At 73.0% G+C, this 18703-nt stretch carries 18 protein-coding genes and 1 tRNA gene; 6 read left to right on the top strand and 13 right to left on the bottom strand.

Translation table 11 applies throughout. The features are described from left to right. Window positions 1-13: 13 nt before the first annotated feature. The 4 genes from EKH77_RS05910 to EKH77_RS05925 form a co-directional block, all read right to left on the bottom strand. A complete protein-coding gene (locus EKH77_RS05910; RefSeq protein ID WP_240667236.1) occupies window positions 14-1567 on the bottom strand; it encodes an MFS transporter in 1554 nt (517 codons plus the stop codon). Next, window positions 1564-2115: a TetR/AcrR family transcriptional regulator gene (locus tag EKH77_RS05915; RefSeq protein WP_126913377.1), complete on the bottom strand. Its 552-nt coding sequence runs from the start codon at window positions 2113-2115 to the stop codon at window positions 1564-1566. The genes EKH77_RS05910 and EKH77_RS05915 overlap by 4 nt, the downstream gene beginning before the upstream one ends. A 63-nt stretch (window positions 2116-2178) precedes the next feature. Then, window positions 2179-3633 carry an argininosuccinate lyase gene (argH, locus tag EKH77_RS05920; RefSeq protein WP_126913378.1) on the bottom strand — a complete coding sequence of 485 codons (1455 nt, stop codon included), beginning with the start codon at window positions 3631-3633 and terminating at the stop codon, window positions 2179-2181. 82 nt (window positions 3634-3715) lie between these two features. After that, window positions 3716-4912: an argininosuccinate synthase gene (locus tag EKH77_RS05925; RefSeq protein WP_126913379.1), complete on the bottom strand. Its 1197-nt coding sequence runs from the start codon at window positions 4910-4912 to the stop codon at window positions 3716-3718. A 247-nt stretch (window positions 4913-5159) separates the two neighbouring features. Between EKH77_RS05925 and EKH77_RS05930 the strand changes: the two genes are divergently transcribed. After that, window positions 5160-5233, top strand: a tRNA-Pro gene (locus EKH77_RS05930). On the opposite strand, the gene EKH77_RS05935 is transcribed toward EKH77_RS05930, so the two are convergent. The 8 genes from EKH77_RS05935 to EKH77_RS05965 form a co-directional block, all read right to left on the bottom strand. Continuing rightward, window positions 5199-7169: an FAD/NAD(P)-binding protein gene (locus tag EKH77_RS05935; RefSeq protein ID WP_126913380.1), complete on the bottom strand. Its 1971-nt coding sequence runs from the start codon at window positions 7167-7169 to the stop codon at window positions 5199-5201. The genes EKH77_RS05930 and EKH77_RS05935 overlap by 35 nt on opposite strands. A gap of 219 nt (window positions 7170-7388) precedes the next feature. Next, entirely contained in the window at window positions 7389-7931 is a 543-nt protein-coding gene (locus EKH77_RS05940) for an arginine repressor (protein ID WP_126913381.1), read from the bottom strand. An 8-nt stretch (window positions 7932-7939) separates the two neighbouring features. Continuing rightward, entirely contained in the window at window positions 7940-9148 is a 1209-nt protein-coding gene (locus tag EKH77_RS05945) for an acetylornithine transaminase (protein WP_126913382.1), read from the bottom strand. Next, complete coding sequence (gene argB / locus EKH77_RS05950) at window positions 9145-10149, bottom strand: acetylglutamate kinase (RefSeq protein ID WP_240667237.1); 1005 nt, start codon at window positions 10147-10149, stop codon at window positions 9145-9147. The genes EKH77_RS05945 and argB overlap by 4 nt, the downstream gene beginning before the upstream one ends. Next, the gene (gene argJ, locus EKH77_RS05955) at window positions 10146-11297 is read right to left on the bottom strand and encodes a bifunctional glutamate N-acetyltransferase/amino-acid acetyltransferase ArgJ (protein WP_126913383.1); all 1152 of its coding nucleotides are present in this window, start codon (window positions 11295-11297) and stop codon (window positions 10146-10148) included. Before argJ ends, argB begins: the two co-directional genes overlap by 4 nt. Continuing rightward, entirely contained in the window at window positions 11294-11434 is a 141-nt protein-coding gene (locus EKH77_RS32930) for a hypothetical protein (RefSeq protein ID WP_164737752.1), read from the bottom strand. Before EKH77_RS32930 ends, argJ begins: the two co-directional genes overlap by 4 nt. Further along, a complete protein-coding gene (gene argC / locus EKH77_RS05960; RefSeq protein WP_126913384.1) occupies window positions 11431-12462 on the bottom strand; it encodes an N-acetyl-gamma-glutamyl-phosphate reductase in 1032 nt (343 codons plus the stop codon). The genes EKH77_RS32930 and argC overlap by 4 nt, the downstream gene beginning before the upstream one ends. Window positions 12463-12531: 69 nt before the next feature. Beyond that, complete coding sequence (locus EKH77_RS05965; protein WP_126913385.1) at window positions 12532-13113, bottom strand: TetR/AcrR family transcriptional regulator; 582 nt, start codon at window positions 13111-13113, stop codon at window positions 12532-12534. A gap of 48 nt (window positions 13114-13161) precedes the next feature. On the opposite strand from EKH77_RS05965, the gene EKH77_RS05970 reads away from it, so the two are divergent. The 4 genes from EKH77_RS05970 (at window position 13162) to EKH77_RS05985 (ending at window position 16355) form a co-directional block, all read left to right on the top strand. Further along, window positions 13162-13734 (top strand): GNAT family N-acetyltransferase, encoded by a 573-nt coding sequence (locus EKH77_RS05970; protein ID WP_126913386.1) that lies wholly within the window; start codon window positions 13162-13164, stop codon window positions 13732-13734. Between the two features lie 151 nt (window positions 13735-13885). Then, window positions 13886-15106 carry a beta-ketoacyl-[acyl-carrier-protein] synthase family protein gene (locus EKH77_RS05975; protein ID WP_126913387.1) on the top strand — a complete coding sequence of 407 codons (1221 nt, stop codon included), beginning with the start codon at window positions 13886-13888 and terminating at the stop codon, window positions 15104-15106. A gap of 54 nt (window positions 15107-15160) precedes the next feature. Next, window positions 15161-16075, top strand: coding sequence for a LysR family transcriptional regulator (locus EKH77_RS05980; protein ID WP_164737754.1), 915 nt, complete (start codon window positions 15161-15163; stop codon window positions 16073-16075). Window positions 16076-16154: 79 nt separating this feature from the next. Beyond that, window positions 16155-16355 (top strand): DUF1918 domain-containing protein, encoded by a 201-nt coding sequence (locus tag EKH77_RS05985; protein ID WP_126913389.1) that lies wholly within the window; start codon window positions 16155-16157, stop codon window positions 16353-16355. A 12-nt stretch (window positions 16356-16367) separates the two neighbouring features. On the opposite strand, the gene EKH77_RS05990 is transcribed toward EKH77_RS05985, so the two are convergent. Beyond that, window positions 16368-17624: a glycoside hydrolase family 10 protein gene (locus EKH77_RS05990; RefSeq protein WP_126913390.1), complete on the bottom strand. Its 1257-nt coding sequence runs from the start codon at window positions 17622-17624 to the stop codon at window positions 16368-16370. 175 nt (window positions 17625-17799) lie between these two features. On the opposite strand from EKH77_RS05990, the gene EKH77_RS05995 reads away from it, so the two are divergent. Next, window positions 17800-18657 (top strand): 3-hydroxybutyryl-CoA dehydrogenase, encoded by an 858-nt coding sequence (locus tag EKH77_RS05995; protein WP_126913391.1) that lies wholly within the window; start codon window positions 17800-17802, stop codon window positions 18655-18657. The last annotated feature ends 46 nt before the right edge of the window (window positions 18658-18703 follow it).

Consider the following 18703-nt stretch of genomic DNA (forward strand, 5'->3'; position numbering starts at 1 on the left):
TCAGCCTTTGGGCTCAGCCGCCGTACCCTTCCTCCAGCCGCTGCCCGCGCAGCAGGAACCAGGCCACGACCGCCGTCACCAACAGCACCAGCGCACCGACGCCGGAGGCGATCCGCAGCCCCTCGACGAAGGAGTCCTGCGCCGAGCCGAGCAGCGCCGCGCCCGAGTCCGCGGGCAGGGTGGCGGCCGCCTCGACCGCGCCGCCCAGGGACTCCCGCGCGTCGCCCGCCGCGCCCGCCGGGACCCCGGCCGGCACGGCGAACCCGCGGTAGACCCCGGTGACGATCGAGCCGAGCACCGCGATGCCCAGCGCCGCGCCCAGCTCGTAGGCCGTCTCCGAGACCGCCGAGGCCGCGCCCGCGTGCTCCTTGGGCACGCTGGAGAGGATCACGTCGGCGGTGACGGTGAAGGAGAAGCCCGCCCCGATGCCGACGACGAGCAGCGCCGCGCCCAGCACCGGATAGGAGGTGTCCGCGCCGAGGGTGACCAGCGCCGCGAGCGCGAGCCCTATCGCCGCGAGCCCGCCGGCGACCACCGAGCGCACCGACCAGCGCCGGGCGGCCTGCCCGGCCAGCAGACCGGCCGTCACCGCGCCGATGGCGGCGGGCAGCTCGGCCAGCCCCGCCTCCAGCGGGCTGCGGTCCTGCACCAGCTGGAGGAACTGGGAGAGGAAGAAGACCATCCCGGACAGCCCCAGCACCGTCAGCAGATCGGCCAGGACCGCCGCCGAGAAGCCCCGGTGGTGGAAGAGCCGCATGTTCAGCAGCGGCGACGGCAGGGTGAGCTGCCGCCGGACGAACCACACCAGCGCCACCCCGCCGACGACGACCGCCAGCGCGACCGGCCAGGAGAGGCCGTTCGTCGCGCCCTCCTTGATCGCGTAGACCAGGCCCACGATGCCCGCCATCGACAGCAGCACGCTCGGCAGGTCCCACGGCCCCGGCGCGGGGTCCTTGGATTCCGGCAGCAGCTTCGCCCCGACGAGGACGAGCACGGCCATCACCGGCAGATTGATCAGGAAGACCGAGCCCCACCAGAAGTTCTCCAGCAGGAAGCCGCCCACCACCGGCCCGACGGCCGCGCCGGCGGAGGCCATGGCACCCCAGATGCCGATGGCCAGGCTGCGCTCCTTGGGGTCGTGGAAGATGTTGCGGATCAGCGCGAGCGTCGAGGGCATCAGCGTCGCGCCCGCCACACCCAGCAGCGCCCGCGCCGCGATCATCATCTCCGGGCTGGACGCGTAGGCGTTGAGCACCGACACCGCGCCGAACGCCACGGCACCCGTCAGCAGCAGCTTCTTGCGGCCCAGCCGGTCGCCCAGGCTGCCCATGGAGACCAGCAGTCCGGCGATGACGAAGGAATAGACGTCACCGATCCACAGCAACTGGGTGCCCGACGGCTTGAGATCCTCGCTGAGGAACGGCGTGGCCAGGCCCAGCACCGTCGCGTCGACGGCGACGAGCAGCACCGCGAGGACGAGCACGCCCAGCGCCAGCCAGCGCCCCGGACGCGGCGTCTCCACCGGCGTGGGCGCGCCGGGCGCCGGGCCGGCGGTCCGCGCGCTCACCGCTCGGCCCTCCGCTGCGCCCCGCCGAGGAGGAGCTCGGAGACCATGCGGGTGAGGTCCTTGGCCGCCACCCGCCCATCCTGCACGGCCCACGCCCCGGAGGCGATCAGCCCGTACAGCGCGTCGGTGAGCCAGGCGGGTGAGAGGTCGACCCGGATGGCGCCCTCCTCCTGGCCGCGCAGGAAGAGCGCGTGGACGCGCGCGTCGAGCCGGTTCCAGCCCTCGTTCACCTCGCCCTCGAAGAGCTGGTTCTCGGTGTAGAGGAACGACAGGATGCCGGCGACCGGCTCCGCCTTCTCGATCAGGCGGCGCACGGCCCCGGCCGCGTCGCCCTCGTCGAGCCGGGCCTCGTCCAGGGCCCGCTCGAACTGCTCGATGCCGAGCTTTTCCAGGGCCCGCACGAGCGCGTCGCGGCCGGCGAAGTGACGGTGGAGGGTGGCGCGGCTGATGCCGGCCGCCTTGGCGATCTCGTCCATGGAGGCGGTCGCCTTGCGTGGGAGCAAGGCTGCGGCTGCTCTGAGTACATGCTCGCGGCGGTCAAGGCTCATGAGACGACCATAACCCGGATGAGACGTGAATGTCTCATCCGGGCTAATGGCGTCTTGAAATGATCACCCGTGGCGCGCATCCGCCCAGGTGCGCTGGACCGCGAGATCGGCCTTGACCTCCTGGAGCTGGACCGCCACGGCCGAGGGGGCCGTGCCGCCCCGCCCGCTGCGGGAGGCGAGCGCGCCGGGCACGCTCAGGACCGTACGGACCTCGGGGGTCAGATGCGGGGAGATCGCGGCGAAGTCCTCGTCGCTCAGCCCGTCGAGCTCGATGCCGCGCGCCTCGCACTCCTTGACGCACTCCCCCGCGACCTCGTGCGCCACCCGGAACGGCACGCCCTGGCGGACCAGCCATTCGGCGATGTCGGTGGCCAGGGAGAAACCGGCCGGGGCCAGCTCCTCCATCCGCTCGCGGTGGACCGTGAGGGTCGCCATCATCCCGGTGAAGGCCGGGAGGAGGACCTCCAGCTGGTCGCAGGAGTCGAAGACCGGCTCCTTGTCCTCCTGGAGATCGCGGTTGTAGGCGAGCGGCAGGGCCTTGAGGGTGGCCATCAGCCCGGTGAGGTTGCCGATCAGCCGCCCGGACTTGCCGCGCGCGAGCTCGGCGATGTCGGGGTTCTTCTTCTGCGGCATGATCGAGGAGCCGGTGGAGAAGGCGTCGTGGAGGGTGACGAAGGAGAACTCCTTCGTGTTCCAGATGATGACCTCCTCGGCGATCCGCGAGAGGTCGACGCCGATCATCGCCGTGATGAAGGCGAACTCGGCGACGAAGTCCCGGGAGGCCGTGCCGTCGATGGAGTTCCCGGCGGAGCCGCGCTCGAAGCCCAGGTCGGCGGCGACCGCCTCCGGGTCCAGCCCGAGGGAGGACCCGGCCAGCGCGCCCGAGCCGTACGGCGAGACCGCCGTGCGCTCGTCCCACTGCCGCAGCCGCTCCGCGTCCCGGGACAGCGCCTGGACGTGGGCGAGCACGTGATGGGCGAAGAGCACCGGCTGGGCGTGCTGGAGGTGGGTGCGGCCCGGCATGGCGACGTCCGGGTGGGCCTCGGCGAGGCCGACGAGCGCCTCCTGGAGGTCGGCGATCAGCCCGCCGATGATCCGCGCGTGGTCGCGCAGGTACATCCGGAAGAGCGTGGCGACCTGGTCGTTCCGGGACCGCCCGGCCCGCAGCTTGCCGCCGAGGTCCGGGCCGAGCCGCTCCAGCAGCCCGCGCTCGAGCGCGGTATGGACGTCCTCGTCGGCGACGGTGCCCGTGAAGGTACCGGCGGCGACGTCGGCCTCCAGCAGCCCGAGGCCCTCGATCATGCGGCTGAGCTCGTCCTCGGTGAGCAGCCCGGCCTTGTGGAGCACCCGGGCGTGGGCGCGGGAGCCGGCGATGTCGTAGGGGGCGAGCCGCCAGTCGAAGTGGACGGAGGCGGACAGCTTGGCGAGGGCCTCGGCCGGCCCGTCCGCGAACCGGCCGCCCCACAGCCGCACGTCGCCGCCTCCGCCTCCGGCGGGGGGCTGCGATCCGGTGGTCATCGTCGATTGCTCCTCTGCGTGGCGCTGGTTCCCCGTCTCCCCGGCCTGGGCCGGGGAGACGGGGTGGGGGGTGGCGAGGGAACTAGTGGGCCAGGTCCCGCTTGGCCGCGATCTTCGAGGAGAGGCCGAAGATCTCGATGAAGCCCTTCGACATCGACTGGTCGAAGGTGTCGCCCGTGTCGTAGGTGGCGAGGTTGAAGTCGTAGAGCGACTTCTCGGACCGGCGGCCCGTGACGACGGCCCGGCCGCCGTGGAGGGTCATCCGGATGTCACCGGAGACGTGCTCGTTGGCCTCGGCGACGAAGCCGTCCAGGGCCCGCTTGAGCGGGGAGAACCACAGGCCGTCGTAGACCAGCTCGGCCCACCGCTGCTCGACCTGCCGCTTGTACCGGGCGAGCTCGCGCTCGACGGTGACGGCCTCCAGCTCCTGGTGCGCGGTGATCAGCGCGATCGCGCCGGGCGCCTCGTAGATCTCCCGGGACTTGATGCCGACCAGCCGGTCCTCGACCATGTCCAGCCGCCCGACGCCCTGGGCACCGGCCCGCTCGTTCATCTGCTGGATGGCCTGCAGCACGGTGACGGGCTTGCCGTCGATGGCCACGGGGACGCCCTTGTCGAAGGTGATGACCACCTCGTCGGCCTCCCGGGGGGTGGCCGGGTTGGCGGTGTAGTCGTAGACGTCCTCGATCGGGGCGTTCCAGATGTCCTCGAGGAAGCCGGTCTCGACGGCGCGGCCGAAGACGTTCTGGTCGATGGAGTACGGCGACTTCTTGGTCGTCGCGATCGGCAGGCCCTTGGCCTCGCAGAAGGCGATGGCCTTGTCCCGGGTCATCGCGTAGTCCCGGACGGGGGCGATGCACTTCAGCTCGGGGGCGAGGGAGGAGATGCCGGCCTCGAACCGCACCTGGTCGTTGCCCTTGCCGGTGCAGCCGTGGGCGACGGTGGTCGCGCCGTGCTTCTTCGCGGCGGCGACCAGGTGCTTGACGATCGTGGGCCGGGAGAGGGCGGAGACCAGCGGGTACCGGTCCATGTACAGGGCGTTGGCCTTGATCGCGGGGAGGCAGTACTCCTCCGCGAACTCGTCCTTGGCGTCGGCGACCTCCGCCTCCACCGCACCGCAGGCGAGCGCGCGCTTGCGGATGACGTCCAGGTCCTCGCCGCCCTGGCCGACATCCACGGCGACGGCGATGACCTCGGCGCCCGTCTCCTCGGCGATCCAGCCGATGGCGACGGAGGTGTCAAGGCCGCCGGAATAGGCGAGTACGACGCGCTCGGTCACGGGGGTTCTCCTTACGGTGCGGTGCGCTGTGCGCTGCGCGCTCATGCGCAGTTAGGCATAACTATGCGGTACTCCGTATGTTTCGTCAATAGCTCGGGCGAGTGAATGTCTCCTTCCGGCCCCCGCGCGGGCCGGTATGCCGGCGTCGACCGCAGGCGCTGACCCCCGGATTTGGATCACGGCGCGGAACAGGATATTTTCTTCCTGCACGCCCCACCGGGAAGAAAAGCCCGGAGGGACACGACACCGGGACGTGGCGCAGCTTGGTAGCGCACTTGACTGGGGGTCAAGGGGTCGCAGGTTCAAATCCTGTCGTCCCGACGGTGTGAAGAAGCCTCTGATCAGCGGGAAACCGCAGGTCAGAGGCTTCTTTCATGTCCAGCAGCGCGCGAGCCGTCGCATCCGCGTCCCCCAGCGTCACCGAGTCCACGCCCGGGCGGATGCCCGCCGCCGTGACCCAGTGGACGGACTCCGTGGGCACCCCCAGGGCGAAGCGGCGCGGGTGGGGGACGCCCGTCGCGTCGAGGAGGCGGTACGGGCGGCCGGTGACGGCGAGGCCGCCCGTGACGTAGTCGGTGCCGTCGCCGCAAGGAACGCGGTGGGCCCGGCACCGGCCCGTGGTGAGCAGGTGCCGCAGCAGGGGGTCGGCCGTGCGGGCCAGGTCGGGCTCGGGCAGCCGGGCCTCGATCAGGACGCGGCCGCGCGCCCCCGAGCCCGGCACGTCCGACTCCAGGACGAACGCCCCCGCTTCCGTCCGCACCCGCGCCCCCGGCCCCGCAACGCTCAGGATCCCCGCCTCGATCAGCGCCGCCATCTGCTCGATCCGGTGGGCGGGCGGGCCGATGGAGAGGAAGGCGTTGAGCGGGGTGTACCAGCCGTCGAGGTCGTCGCGGTGGGAGTCGCCGTGCAGTCCGGCGTGGTCGACCAGGTGCCGGATCTCGTTGCGCAGGTCGCGCAGGACGTCGAGGGCCGCCTTGAGAGGGCCGCTGACATTGCCCGCCCGGGCCTCGGCCACGTCACGGGCCAGCCGGTCCAGCAGCCAGGCCCGTAGTTCGTCGGGGCCCGCGAACCGTCGGCCCGCGCAGGGCCGGGTGACGCGGTCCCAGTCCCAGCGGTCGGCGGGCCCGATGCCATAACGGGCGAGGACGTCCCGTTCCGGCACCCCGCGCGGGGCGGTCAGGTAGCGGTCCGGGAATTCCGCGAGCTCGCCCTCCCCCGTCCCCCGGCGGCGCAGCAACGCCTCGTAGTAGACGCACTCGGCCTCCTTGGCGATCAGGGGCCAGAGGTCGGCGCGGAGGTCGAGGCCCCGGCCGGCGTCGGCGCGGGCGCGCAGCCGGGCGAGGGTGAGCGGGGTGAGCAGGCGGGGGCGGTGGCGGCCGTGCGCGCCCTTCTCGTTCTCGCCCCGCGCGTGGTACGGGACGCCGCGCCGGGAGCCCGCGTGGAGAAGGGGCTCCCGGCCGGAGGGGTGGTAGACGAGGGCGCCGCCGGTTCTCCGGAAGGTGCCGCCCCGGCCCTCGGTGAGCAGGGCCACGTGGTCGAAGAAGGTCAGGCCGAGGCCGCGTAACAGCACGTTCTCCCCCGGCCGGACGGCGGAGAGGTCGACGTCGGCAGGGTTGGCGGGCGGGATGTAGCGCAGGCCGTGGGCGTCCGCGTGGGCGGCGAGGGCCGCTTCGGCGTCCGTCGGGCGCGCGGGTAAGTGGCCCTGGCAGAGGACGACGGCGTCGAGGCGGGCGAGGACGGTGCCGTCGTCGAGGCGAACCGTCTGCCGGGCCGGGTCTCCGTCCTCCAGCGCTACGGCGCGGGCGCGGTGGACGTGGACGGTGACGCCCGTGGGGGCGCGCCGCACCACCCGCCGGAAGACCCACTCCAGGTAGTGGCCGTAGAAGGCCCGGGTCGGGTACGAGTCCGGGCCCAGCCGCCGGGCCTCGGCGCGGACCGCCGCGTCCGCGTGCGGGCGGGAGCGCGCCCACGCGTAGAGGCTGGGCCCCGGTTCGAGCGGCCCCGCTATGCGCACGCTGGCGTCGGTGAACATGGTGATCTGCGATGCCACGGTGTTCATCAGCAGGTGGCGCGACTGGCCGGTGCGCCAGACGGCGCCGGAGCCGGGGCGGCCGGGGTCGACGAGGTGGACCGCCACGGCCCGCGGCGCCCCACCGGCCGCGGCGGCCGCGCGGGCGTTGGCGCACAGCCGCTCCAGTACCGACAGGCCGCGCGGTCCGGCACCGATGATGCACAGGGTGAGGTCGTCGCCGGTCACTCGGCACGCTCCCTTCGTCGAGAGGACGTTCCTCCGGCGCAGGATGCCGTCACGGCGTCTACCGCCGTGCGGTTTCCCGGGAGTTCGGGTCCGTCTCTCGACTGGGGGAATTGAGCGTGGTATCACTCTGCGCGCCGGTGGGGGCTTGTCGCGCCCACGCGGCGGAGCCGCATATCGACACTGCCCCGCGCCCCTTCGGGGCGTCCCCTCAGCGGAGCGTCAGCGTTCCTTCTGCGCCAGCCTGAGCAAGTGGTCCGCCAGGGCCTGGCCGCCGCTCGGGTCGCGGCTGATCAGCAGGACGGTGTCGTCACCGGCGATGGTGCCGATGATCTCGTGGACGCCCGCCTGGTCGATCGCCGAGGCGAAGAACTGGGCCGCGCCCGGCGGCGTCCGCAGGACGACCAGGTTGGCGGATGCCTCGGCCGAGATCAGCAGCTCGCCGGCGAGCCGGCCCATCCGGGCCTCCGAGGCGGACTCCCCGAGGGGAGCGCGCGGGGTGCGGTCGCCGCCCTCGCCGGGCACCGCGTAGATCAGCTCGCCGCCGGTGTTGCGGATCTTGACGGCGCCGAGCTCGTCGAGGTCGCGGGAGAGCGTCGCCTGGGTGACGGAGAGCCCGTCGTCGGCGAGCAGCTTGGCGAGCTGGCTCTGGGAACGGACGGCCTGCCGGCCGAGGATGTCCACGATGCGGCGGTGGCGTGCGGTGCGGGTCTGCGGCACGGCCTGTCCGCCGTGGGCCGGCTCGGTCTCCTGCGCCTCGGTCATCTTCTTCGTCAGTCTCCGGATCGTCGTTCCCCGTGGGCCCCGTCGGCGACGGCGTCCAGGACGCCGGGCAGCGTCCGGAGGAACGTCTCCGCATCATCCTCGGTGATGATCAGCGGAGGGGCCAGCCGCACCACGTCGGGTGCGACCGCGTTCACCAGCAGGCCGGCTTCCTGGGCCGCCTGCCGCACCTTCGGTGCGAGGGGCTCGCCAAGGACAATACCCAGCAGCAGGCCGGTCCCACGGACGTGGTCGACGAGCGGGTGGCCGAGCGCGGCGATCCCGTCACTCAACAAGGCTCCCACGCGCTTGACCCGGGCGAGGATCCCCTCGGTCTCCAGGGTCTCCAGGACGGCGAGCGCGGCGGCGCAGGCGACGGGGTTGCCGCCGAAGGTGGAGCCGTGCTGACCAGGCGTCAGCAGCTCGGCGGCGGGTCCGAAGGCCAGGGTCGCCCCGATGGGCAGCCCGCCGCCGAGGCCCTTGGCGAGGGTGACGACGTCCGGCTCGACGCCCTGCGCCTGGTGCTCGAACCAGTGTCCGGTGCGGCCGATACCTGTCTGGATCTCGTCCAGGACCAGCAGGGCCCCGGCCGCGCGGGTGATCTCCCGGGCGGCGGCCAGATAGCCCGCCGGGGGCACGACGACGCCGTTCTCGCCCTGGACGGGCTCCAGGACGACCATCGCGGTGTCGGTGGTGACGGCCGCCCGCAGCGCCTCCACGTCCCCGTACGGAACGTGGGTGACGTCGCCCGGCAGCGGAAGGAACGGTTCCTGCTTGGCGGGCTGGCCGGTGAGGGCGAGGGCGCCCATGGTGCGGCCGTGGAAGCCGCCCCGGGCGGCCACCATGTGCGGCCGGCCCGTCCGCCGTCCGATCTTGAAGGCGGCCTCGACGGCCTCCGCGCCGGAGTTGGCGAAGTAGACCCGTCCGGGGCGGCCCGCGAGCTCCAGCAGCCGCTCGGCGAGCTGGACGGTCGGCTCGGCGGTGAACAGGTTGGAGACGTGGCCGAGGGTGGCGATCTGGTCCGACACAGCCCGGACGACGGCCGGATGGGCGTGGCCGAGGGCGTTGACGGCGATGCCGCCGACGAAGTCCAGGTAGCGCTTGCCGTCGGCGTCCCAGACGTACGGGCCCTCGCCGCGCACCAGCGGGATCGCGGGCGTGCCGTAGTTGTCCATCAGGGCGCCCTGCCAGCGCCGGGTGAGGTCCGCGTTGGTCGTCATGACTCCCCCTCCGGGTCCGGCACGACCATGGTGCCGATGCCCTCGTCCGTGAAGATCTCCAGCAGGATCGAGTGCTGGACGCGGCCGTCTATCACCCGCGCCGTGGTGACGCCGTTGCGCACGGCGTACAGGCAGCCCTCCATCTTGGGCACCATGCCGCTGGCCAGCTCGGGCAGCAGCAGCTCCAGCTCGCTCGCGGTGAGCCGGCTGATGACCTCGTCGCTGTGCGGCCAGTCCTCGTAGAGGCCCTCGACGTCGGTGAGGACCATCAGCGTCTCGGCGCCGAGCGCCACGGCGAGCGCGGCGGCGGCGGTGTCGGCGTTGACGTTGAAGACCCCGTTGGCGTCGGCGTCGTCGGCGCTGCGGGCGATCGAGGAGACGACGGGGATGCGGCCGTCGTCGAGCAGGGCCTGGACGGCGCCCGGGTCGATCGCGGTGATCTCGCCGACCCGCCCGAGGTCCACGCGCTCGCCGTCGATGTCGGCGTAGTGCTTGGTGGCGGTCATCAGGTGGGCGTCCTCGCCGGTGAGGCCGACGGCCAGCGGGCCGTGCTGGTTGAGCAGGCCGACGAGCTCGCGCTGCACCTGCCCGGCGAGGACCATCCGGACGACGTCCATGGCCTCGGGCGTGGTGACCCGCAGGCCGGCCTTGAACTCCGAGGTGATGCCCATCCGGTCGAGCTGCGCGCTGATCTGCGGTCCGCCGCCGTGGACGACGACGGGCTTGAGGCCGGCGTGCCGCAGGAAGACGACGTCCTGGGCGAAGGCGGCCTTGAGCTCGTCGTCGACCATGGCGTTGCCGCCGAACTTCACGACGACGGTCTTGCCGTGATGGCGCGTCAGCCAGGGCAGGGCCTCGACGAGGGTGCGGGCCTTGGGCAGGGCGGTGTGCCGGCGGGTGCCGCCCGCGTCGCCGGTGGCCGGGGCGACGATGGTCGGGGTGATGGTCGTCGCGGTGGCGGTGGTCGTGGTGGCGGTCGTGGCGCCGCTGTCCATGCTCATGAGGAGTACGCGCTGTTCTCGTGGACGTAGTCGGCGGTGAGGTCGTTGGCCCAGATGGTCGCGGTCTCGGAGCCCGCGGAGAGGTCGGCGGTGATGCGGACCTCCCGGTACCGCATGTCGACGAGGTCGCGGTCGTCGCCGACGGAGCCGTTGCGGCAGACCCAGACGTCGTTGATGGCGACGTTGAGCTTGTCGGGGTCGAAGGCGGCGGAGGTGGTGCCGATGGCGGAGAGCACCCGGCCCCAGTTGGGGTCCTCGCCGTGGAGGGCGCACTTGAGGAGGTTGTTGCGGGCGATGGACCGGCCGACCTCCACCGCGTCGTCCTCCGTGGCGGCGTTGATCACCTCGATGCGGATGTCCTTGCTGGCGCCCTCGGCGTCGCCGATGAGCTGCCGGGCGAGGTCGTCGCAGACGGCCCGCACGGCCTCGGCGAAGGCGTCCTGCTCGGGCGTGACGCCCGAGGCGCCGGAGGCCAGCAGCAGCACGGTGTCGTTGGTGGACATGCAGCCGTCGGAGTCGACGCGGTCGAAGGTGGTCCGGGTGGCGGAGCGCAGCGCGGTGTCGAGGCCGGCGGCGTCGACGTCGGCGTCGGTGGTGAGGACGACGAGCATGGTGGCGAGGCCGGGGGCGAGCATGCCCGCGCCCTTGGCCATGCCGCCGACGGTCCAGCCGTCGCCCTCGGCCACGGCCGTCTTGTGGACGGTGTCCGTGGTCTTGATGGCGATGGCGGCCTTCTCGCCGCCGTGCGCGGAGAGTTCGGCGGCGGCCTTGTCGATGCCGGAGAGCAGCTCGTCCATCGGGAGCCGGACGCCGATCAGGCCGGTGGAGGCGATGGCGATCTCGGCGGCGCTGTGCCCGAGCGCCTGGGCGGCCTTCTCGGCGGTGGCGTGGGTGTCCTGGAAGCCCTCCGGCCCGGTGCAGGCGTTGGCGCCCCCGGAGTTGAGGACGACGGCGGAGACCTGACCGCCCTTGAGGACCTGCTGGGACCACAGGACGGGGGCGGCCTTGACGCGGTTGGCGGTGAAGACGCCCGCTGCGGCCAGGCGGGGACCCTGGTTGACCACGAGGGCCAGGTCGGGCTGTCCGCTGTCCTTGATCCCGGCGGCGATGCCCGCCGCCGTGAATCCCTTCGCCGCTGTGACGCTCACTGCTTCTCCTTGATGGCCGTGATGGCTGCCGTCGTCGTCTTCGGGTCCTGGGTGCCGGTCCGGCGGTGGCCGGACCGGGGGCGCTCGCAGGGTGCGAGCCGGGCGAGCGCGGTGGCGACCGCGCGCCGGAGGGTCATGGCGCCACCCCGGTGGCGGGCAGTCCCAGCTCCTCGGGCAGCCCGAGGGCGATGTTCATGCTCTGCACGGCGCCGCCGGCCGTGCCCTTGGCGAGGTTGTCGATGGCGCTGATCGCGACGATCCGGCCCGCCGCCTCGTCGAGGGCGACCTGGACGAGGGCGGTGTTGGAGCCGAGGACGGACGCGGTCGAGGGCCACTGCCCCTCGGGCAGGAGCCGGGCGAACGGCTCGCCGGCGAAGGCCTTCTCGTAGGCGGCGCGCACGGCGTCCGCCGTGACGCCCGGACGGGCCTTGGCGCTGCACGTGGCGAGGATGCCGCGCGGCATGGGGGCGAGGGTCGGGGTGAAGGACACCGTGACGGGCTCGCCGGCGGCGGCGGAGAGGTTCTGGACCATCTCCGGGGTGTGCCGGTGGCCGCCGCCGACGCCGTACGGGCTCATGGCGCCCATGACCTCGCTGCCCAGCAGATGCGGTTTGGCGGCCTTGCCGGCGCCGGAGGTGCCGGACGCGGCGACGACCACGGCCTCGGGCCCGGCCAGCCCGGCGGCGTACGCGGGGAAGAGCGCGAGGGAGACGGCGGTGGGGTAGCAGCCCGGTACGGCGATCCGCTTGGCACCGCGCAGCGCGTCCCGCGCGCCGGGCAGTTCCGGCAGCCCGTAGGGCCAGGTGCCCGCGTGGGACGAGCCGTAGAAGCGCTCCCACGCGGCCGCGTCCTTCAGCCGGAAGTCGGCGCCGCAGTCGACGACGAGGACGTCCTCGCCGAGCTCGGCGGCGACGGCGGCGGACTGCCCGTGCGGCAGGGCCAGGAAGACGACGTCGTGCCCGGCGAGGGCGTCGGTCCCCGTCGGCAGCAGCACCCGGTCCGCGAGCTGCGGCAGGTGCGGCTGGAGGCCGCCGAGCCGCGCCCCGGCGTTGGAGTTCCCGGTCAGCGCGCCGATACGGACCTCGGGGTGGCCCAGCAGCAGGCGCAGCACTTCGCCGCCCGCGTATCCGCTCGCTCCGGCCACTGCCGCGTGTATCGCCGCCATCGACGCCTCCTTGGTGATGGCATGACTATACGGATAGCTGCAGTTTTATGCAACGGCCGGGCCGTGTTGTCAGCCCAGCGCCGCCAGGTAGTCGTCGAGGAGCTCGGTCTGCCGCTCGGGCGGGAAGGCCGTGGGGCTGAAGAGGGCCTGCACCACCAGGCCGAGCACGAAGGACTGGGCGCCTTCCGCGACGCGCTCGGGGTCCCCGGGCGGCAGCTCGCCGAGGCGCTGGGCCGTCGCGATCAGGTCGCGCAGCTTCTCGCGGCTGCGGGCGTACTTCCGGCCGTAGTCGTCGCTCAGGGCGGGGTCGGCGAGCGCGGTGTCCCAGGACGAGACCCAGATGCGGTTGCTCGCGGTGGCCTCGGCCGTCAGCGGAAGGATGTCGAGCAGGGCGGCCCGCACGGCGGCCAACCCCTCCCCCGCCGCACGCCGGGGGCGGGCGGCGGTGCGCTCCGCGAGCAGGTCGAGGGCGTGGGCGACCAGGTCGCGCTTGGCCGGGAAGTAATGGGTGAGCAGACCGGTGGTGGCGCCGAGCTCGGCGGCGACGGCGCGCAGGGTCAGCCCGCCGAAGCCGTGCGCGGCCAGCACCCGCCAGACCGCCTCCGAGACCTCGCGGCGCCGGGCTTCGTGATCTCCCTTGGTACGTGGCATGCTGCCACCGTACATATCCATAACGCTTGTTGTGCGAATGGGGTCACCATGTTCTCCCTTGCCCTGCGGGACGACGCTCTCCTCTCCCTCCGCCCGCTCGAGATATGGCACGCCGAGGAGTTCGCGGCCCACATGGACCGGGCCCGCGAGCACATCCGGCCGTGGGTCGGACCGGCGTTCGTCACCGACGACCTGGAGGGGGCGCGGGGCACGCTGCGCCGGTACGCCGAGCGGCAGGCCGCCGACGGCGCCCGCCTCTACGGCATCTGGCTCGACGGCACGCTGGTCGGCGGCGTGATGTTCGTGGACTTCAACGTGGCCCTGGGCTCCTGCGAGGTCGGCTGCTGGCTGGAGCCGGCCGCCGAGGGGCTGGGACTGATCACCGAGGCGTGCCACACCCTGCTGGACTGGGCCTTCACCACCCGGGGGATGCACCGCGCCGAGTGGCACTGCCGGGCCGACAACGACCGGAGCGCGGCGGTGGCCGTGCGGCTCGGCATGACGCTCGAAGGCGTGCGGCGCGAGTTCTGGCCCTTCGGCGACACCCGCCACGACAAGCAGATCTGGGCGGTCCTCGCCCCCGAGTGGCAGGCCCATCGCAAGCTCGCGGGCATGGAGTAAATCACCGGACCCTACAAATCCCCCGAACCCGACTCCGTGGCTCACGGCATCCGGACGACCGTAAACCCCCTGGAAGAGTGGCCGGTGAGTTGATCATTCCCCGCTCGCTTCCGGAGCGGGGAGTTGTGTCTCCACTACAAAGGGGGTTGCCATGAGCAGCGATGTCAGGGATGTGGTGGTCACGGGCTTGGGGGCGACGACGCCGCTCGGCGGGGACGTCGCCTCGACCTGGGCCGCGATGCTGGCCGGGGAGTCGGGGATCGGCCCGATCGAGGAGGAGTGGGCGGACGGGCTGCCCGTGCGGATCGCCGGTCGGCTGAAGTCCGAGCCGACCGAGGTCCTGGACCGGGTGCAGGCCCGCCGGATGGACCGCTGCGAGCAGATCGCGCTCGTCGCCGCCCGGGAGGCTTGGGCGGACGCGGGCCGGCCCGAGGTCGAGCCGGAACGGCTGGCCGTGGTGATCGGCACGGGCACGGGCGGCGCGCTCACGCTGCTCGGGCAGGACGATGTGCTGGAGGCGTCCGGTGTCCGGCGGGTCTCGCCGCACACCGTCCCCATGCTGATGGCCAACGGGCCCGCCGCCTGGGTCAGCATCGAGCTGGGCGCCAAGGGCGGGGCCCACACGCCGGTCAGCGCCTGCGCGTCCGGCGCCGAGGCCATCGCCATGGGCCTGGACCTGATCCGGCTCGGCCGGGCCGACGTGGTGGTCGCCGGTGGCACGGAGGCCTGTATCGCCCCGCTGCCCATCGCCGGGTTCGCCCAGGCCAGGGCCCACTCGACCCGCAACGAGGCGCCCGCCCGGGCGTCCCGTCCCTTCGACGCCGACCGCGACGGCTTCGTCATCGGCGAGGGCGCCGCCGTGGTCGTCCTGGAGCGCGCGGAGTTCGCCGCCGCCCGCGCGGCCCGCGCCCACGCGCGGCTCGCCGGGGCGGGGGTCACCTCGGACGCCCACCACATCACGGCCGCCCACCCCGAGGGCCAGATCCGCGCGATGCGGCTGGCACTGGCCTCGGCGGGCCTCTCCCCGCTGGACGTCGAGCACGTCCACGCCCACGCGACGTCCACTCCCCTGGGCGACCTGGTCGAGACACGGTCGGTCACCGAGGCCATCGGGCTCCACCCGTCCGTCACGGCGACCAAGTCGATGACGGGGCACCTCTTCGGCGCCGCCGGGGCGGTCGGCGCGCTCGCCGCGATCCTCGCGGTCCGCGACGGCGTCGTCCCCGCCACCGCGAACCTCGACACCCTCGACCCGGAGGTGCGGCTCGACGTCGTCTCGGGCGGCCCCCGCCGGGGCGCGCTGACGGCCGCGCTCACGAACTCGTTCGGCTTCGGTGGGCACAACGCGTCGCTGGTCTTCACCCGGCCTTGACATCCAGGTCACCATCAGCGGGTGATCTTTGATCCGCATGCAACCATGGGACGCGTGCAGCTCCCCGACATGAATCTGCTCCCCGCCCTCGACGCCCTGCTGCGGGAGGGGAGCGTGACGGGCGCCGCCGCCCGGATGAACGTCTCGGCCTCCGCGATGAGCCGCACCCTGGGCCGGCTGCGGCGGGTGCTGGGCGATCCGCTGCTCGTCCCGGCCGGGCGCGGGCTGACCCTCACGCCCCGGGCGCGGGAGCTGCGGCCGCCGGTCGAGGCCGCCCTCGCCGGGGCGCTGGCCGCGCTGCGGCCCTCGCCGGAGGTCGACATCGCGACCGTGGAGCGGCGGTTCACCCTGCGCACCAACGACGCCTCCGCCGTCGTCCTCGGCCCGCCGCTCACCGCCCGCGTGGCCCGGGAGGCGCCCGGCGTCCAGCTGCGGATCCTCCCCGAGGGCGACGAGGACCCCGCCGACCTGCGCGACCGCGTCGACCTGGACATCGGGCAGCTGCCCGAGCTCCCCCACGACGTGCGCAGCCGTCCGCTGCCGTCGCAGGACCACGTCGCGGTCTGCCGGGCCGACGCCCCCCACGCGGCCGAAGAGCTGACCGTCGAGCGGTTCGCGGCGCTCCCCCACATCACGGTCACCCGGCGGGGGCTCTTCCACAGCGTCGTCGACGAGCGGCTCGCCGAGCTCGGGCTGGCCCGCCGGATCCTCACGACGGTCCCGTCGCACGTCACGGCCTGCTTCCTGGCCCTGCGCTCCGACGCGCTGGCGCTGGTGGGCTCGGCGGTAGCCGCCCATGTCGCCGAGACCGTGCCGCTGGTGGTCCGGGAGATCCCGCTGCCCCTGCCGCCGGTCGCCTTGGGCATGGCCTGGCACGTGCGCGTGGACACCGATCCGGCCCACCGGTGGCTGCGGGACGCCGTGGCCGACGCGGCGAGCGGCACCGGCCGCTCCACCGGCCATTCTTGAGCGCGCCCTATACCGCCGGTCACCTTAGGCTGGGAGTATCCGAGTCACCTGTCCGTTCCACGGCGAAAGGGTCACGTCGATGCATGCGAGCAAGGGCGACCGGTTGGTGGTGCACGGTCGGACGGTCGGGCAGAAGGACCACGTGGTGGAGATCGTGGAGGTCCTGGGCCCCAAGGGCAACCCGCCGTACCGCGTCCGGACCGAGAACGGCCACGAGACGATCATGTCCCCCGGGCCCGACTCCGTCGTGGACCACCGCAAGGCCGGCGAGCAGTACTAGCCGCGAGCGTTTCTAGCGCGGCGGGCGCGCGCGGTGGGGGTAGTGGTCCTTCACCACGCGTGCCATCGCGCCGATGCGGTCGGCGACGACGTTCCGCGCCGAGAAGTAGACGTTGCCGCGCACCTCCGGGTACCGGCGGCCGAGGGCGACGTGCCGGGAGAGCTCGGCCGGGTCCTGCCAGGGCGCGGGCTGCGCGGGGTCGCCCGCCCGGTAGAGGGCCTCGCCGATGTAGAGCTGGACGTTCGTGCCGCGCACGGCCTCCGCCCACCAGGGCACCAGCGTGGCGTAGTCGGCGAACGTGAAGCCGATGTGCCAGTAGCACTGCGGGACGATGTAGTCGATCCACTGCCGCTGGACCCAGCCGAGGGTGTCGGCGTGGAGGTCGTCGTAGGTCTGCACCCCGGCCTTGGTGTCCGAGCCCCGGGGGTCCGTGGTGCGGTTGCGCCAGACGGCGAACGGGCTGATCCCGAAGCGCACGTGCGGCTTGCGGCGCTTGATCCGCTCGCCCGTCTCCCGCACCAGGCGGTCGATGTTGTCGCGCCGCCAGGCGGCCCGGTCGGGGAAGCCGGCGCCGTACCGCTCGTAGGCGGCCGTGTCGTCGAAGGCCTGGCCGGCCACGGGGTAGGGGTAGAAGTAGTCGTCGAAGTGGACGCCGTCGAGGTCGTAGCGCCAGACGGCGTCGAGCAGGGCGTCCTGGACGAACCGGCGGACCTCGGGCAGCCCGGGGTTGTAGTAGAGCTTCCCGCCGTAGGGCACCGCCCACTCGGGGTGGATCCGCGCGGGATGGGTGGGGACGAGCCGTCCCGGGTCGGTGTGGTTGGCGACGCGGTACGGATTGAACCAACCGTGCAGCTCCAGACGGCGCTTGTGGGCCTCGCGCACGGCGAAGGCCAGCGGATCCCAGCCGGGCGACCGGCCCTGAACGCCGGTCAGATATTCCGACCACGGCTCGAAGCGCGATGGCCAGAAGGCGTCGGCCGTCGGCCGGATCTGCAGGATCACGGTGTTCAGCCGCCGGGCCACCGCCGTGTCGAACAGGGCCAGCAGCTCGGCCCGTTGCCGCTCCGGGGGCAGCCCCGGACGCGAGGGCCAGTCGATGTTGACGACGGTCGCGACCCACATCCCCCGGAGCTCCCGCCCCTGGGCCCGGCCCGCCCGCTCGCCCACCCGGGCGGCGTCCACCGCTCCTGCCTCACCCGTCGTGGTCAGCAGCGCCGCCATGGCGCTCGCGGCGGTCACGGTGAACCCTCTTCGCGTCAAACGCCCCATATGCGGATGCTCCTTCTTCCGGTGCTGTCGCGTGAGTCACACCCTTCACGCAGAGCATGCCCGCCCCGGCCCGCTCGCCACCGCCCCGCGCGGAGTAACGTCTTTCCCAGGGCGGCAGCCGGATGACCTTCGGCCCTCCGCCGGTCGACCGAAGATCAGCGAAAGGCACGATGTGGTGACCGACATCGAACGCGTCGGAGTGGTGGGCTGCGGCCAGATGGGCGCGGGCATCGCGGAGGTGTGCGCCAGGGCCGGACTGGACGTCAAGGTCGCGGAGACCACCGGCGAGGCACTGGAGCTGGGCCGCACCCGGCTGACCAACTCCCTCGGCAAGGCCGCCGAACGCGGCAAGATCACCGAAGCGGAGCGCGACGCCACCCTGGCCCGGCTGAGCTTCACCACCGACCTCGGCGAATTCGCCGACCGCGATCTGGTGATCGAGGCCGTCGTGGAGAAGGAGCAGGTCAAGACGGAGATCTTCCAGGTCCTCGACCAGGTCGTGACCCGCCCGGACGCCATCCTGGCCTCCAACACCTCCTCCATCCCGCTGGTGAAGCTGGCCGTCGCCACCTCCCGCCCCGACCGGGTCATCGGCATCCACTTCTTCAACCCGGCCCCGGTGCAGCAGCTCGTCGAGCTGATCCCCGCGCTCACCACGAGCGACGAGACCATCCGGCGCGCCGAGGCCCTGGTGGGCAAGGTGCTCGGCAAGCACGCCATCCGCGCCCAGGACCGCTCCGGGTTCGTGGTCAACGCCCTCCTCATCCCGTATCTCCTCTCCGCCATCCGGATGTTCGAGTCCGGCATGGCCAGCCGCGAGGACATCGACAACGGCATGGAGCTGGGCTGCGCCCACCCCATGGGCCCCCTCAAGCTCTCCGACCTCATCGGCCTGGACACCGTCGCCTCCGTGGCCGACAGCATGTACACGGAGTACAAGGAGCCCCTGTACGCCGCTCCCCCGCTGCTCCAGCGGATGGTCGACGCGGGCCGGCTGGGCCGCAAGACGGGCTCCGGCTTCTACACCTACTGACCGTGACCACCGGCGCCCGCCCCGCCTTCACACGGGGTGTGCGCCG

The organism is Streptomyces luteoverticillatus (assembly GCF_003970715.1).
Taxonomy (GTDB): domain Bacteria; phylum Actinomycetota; class Actinomycetes; order Streptomycetales; family Streptomycetaceae; genus Streptomyces; species Streptomyces abikoensis.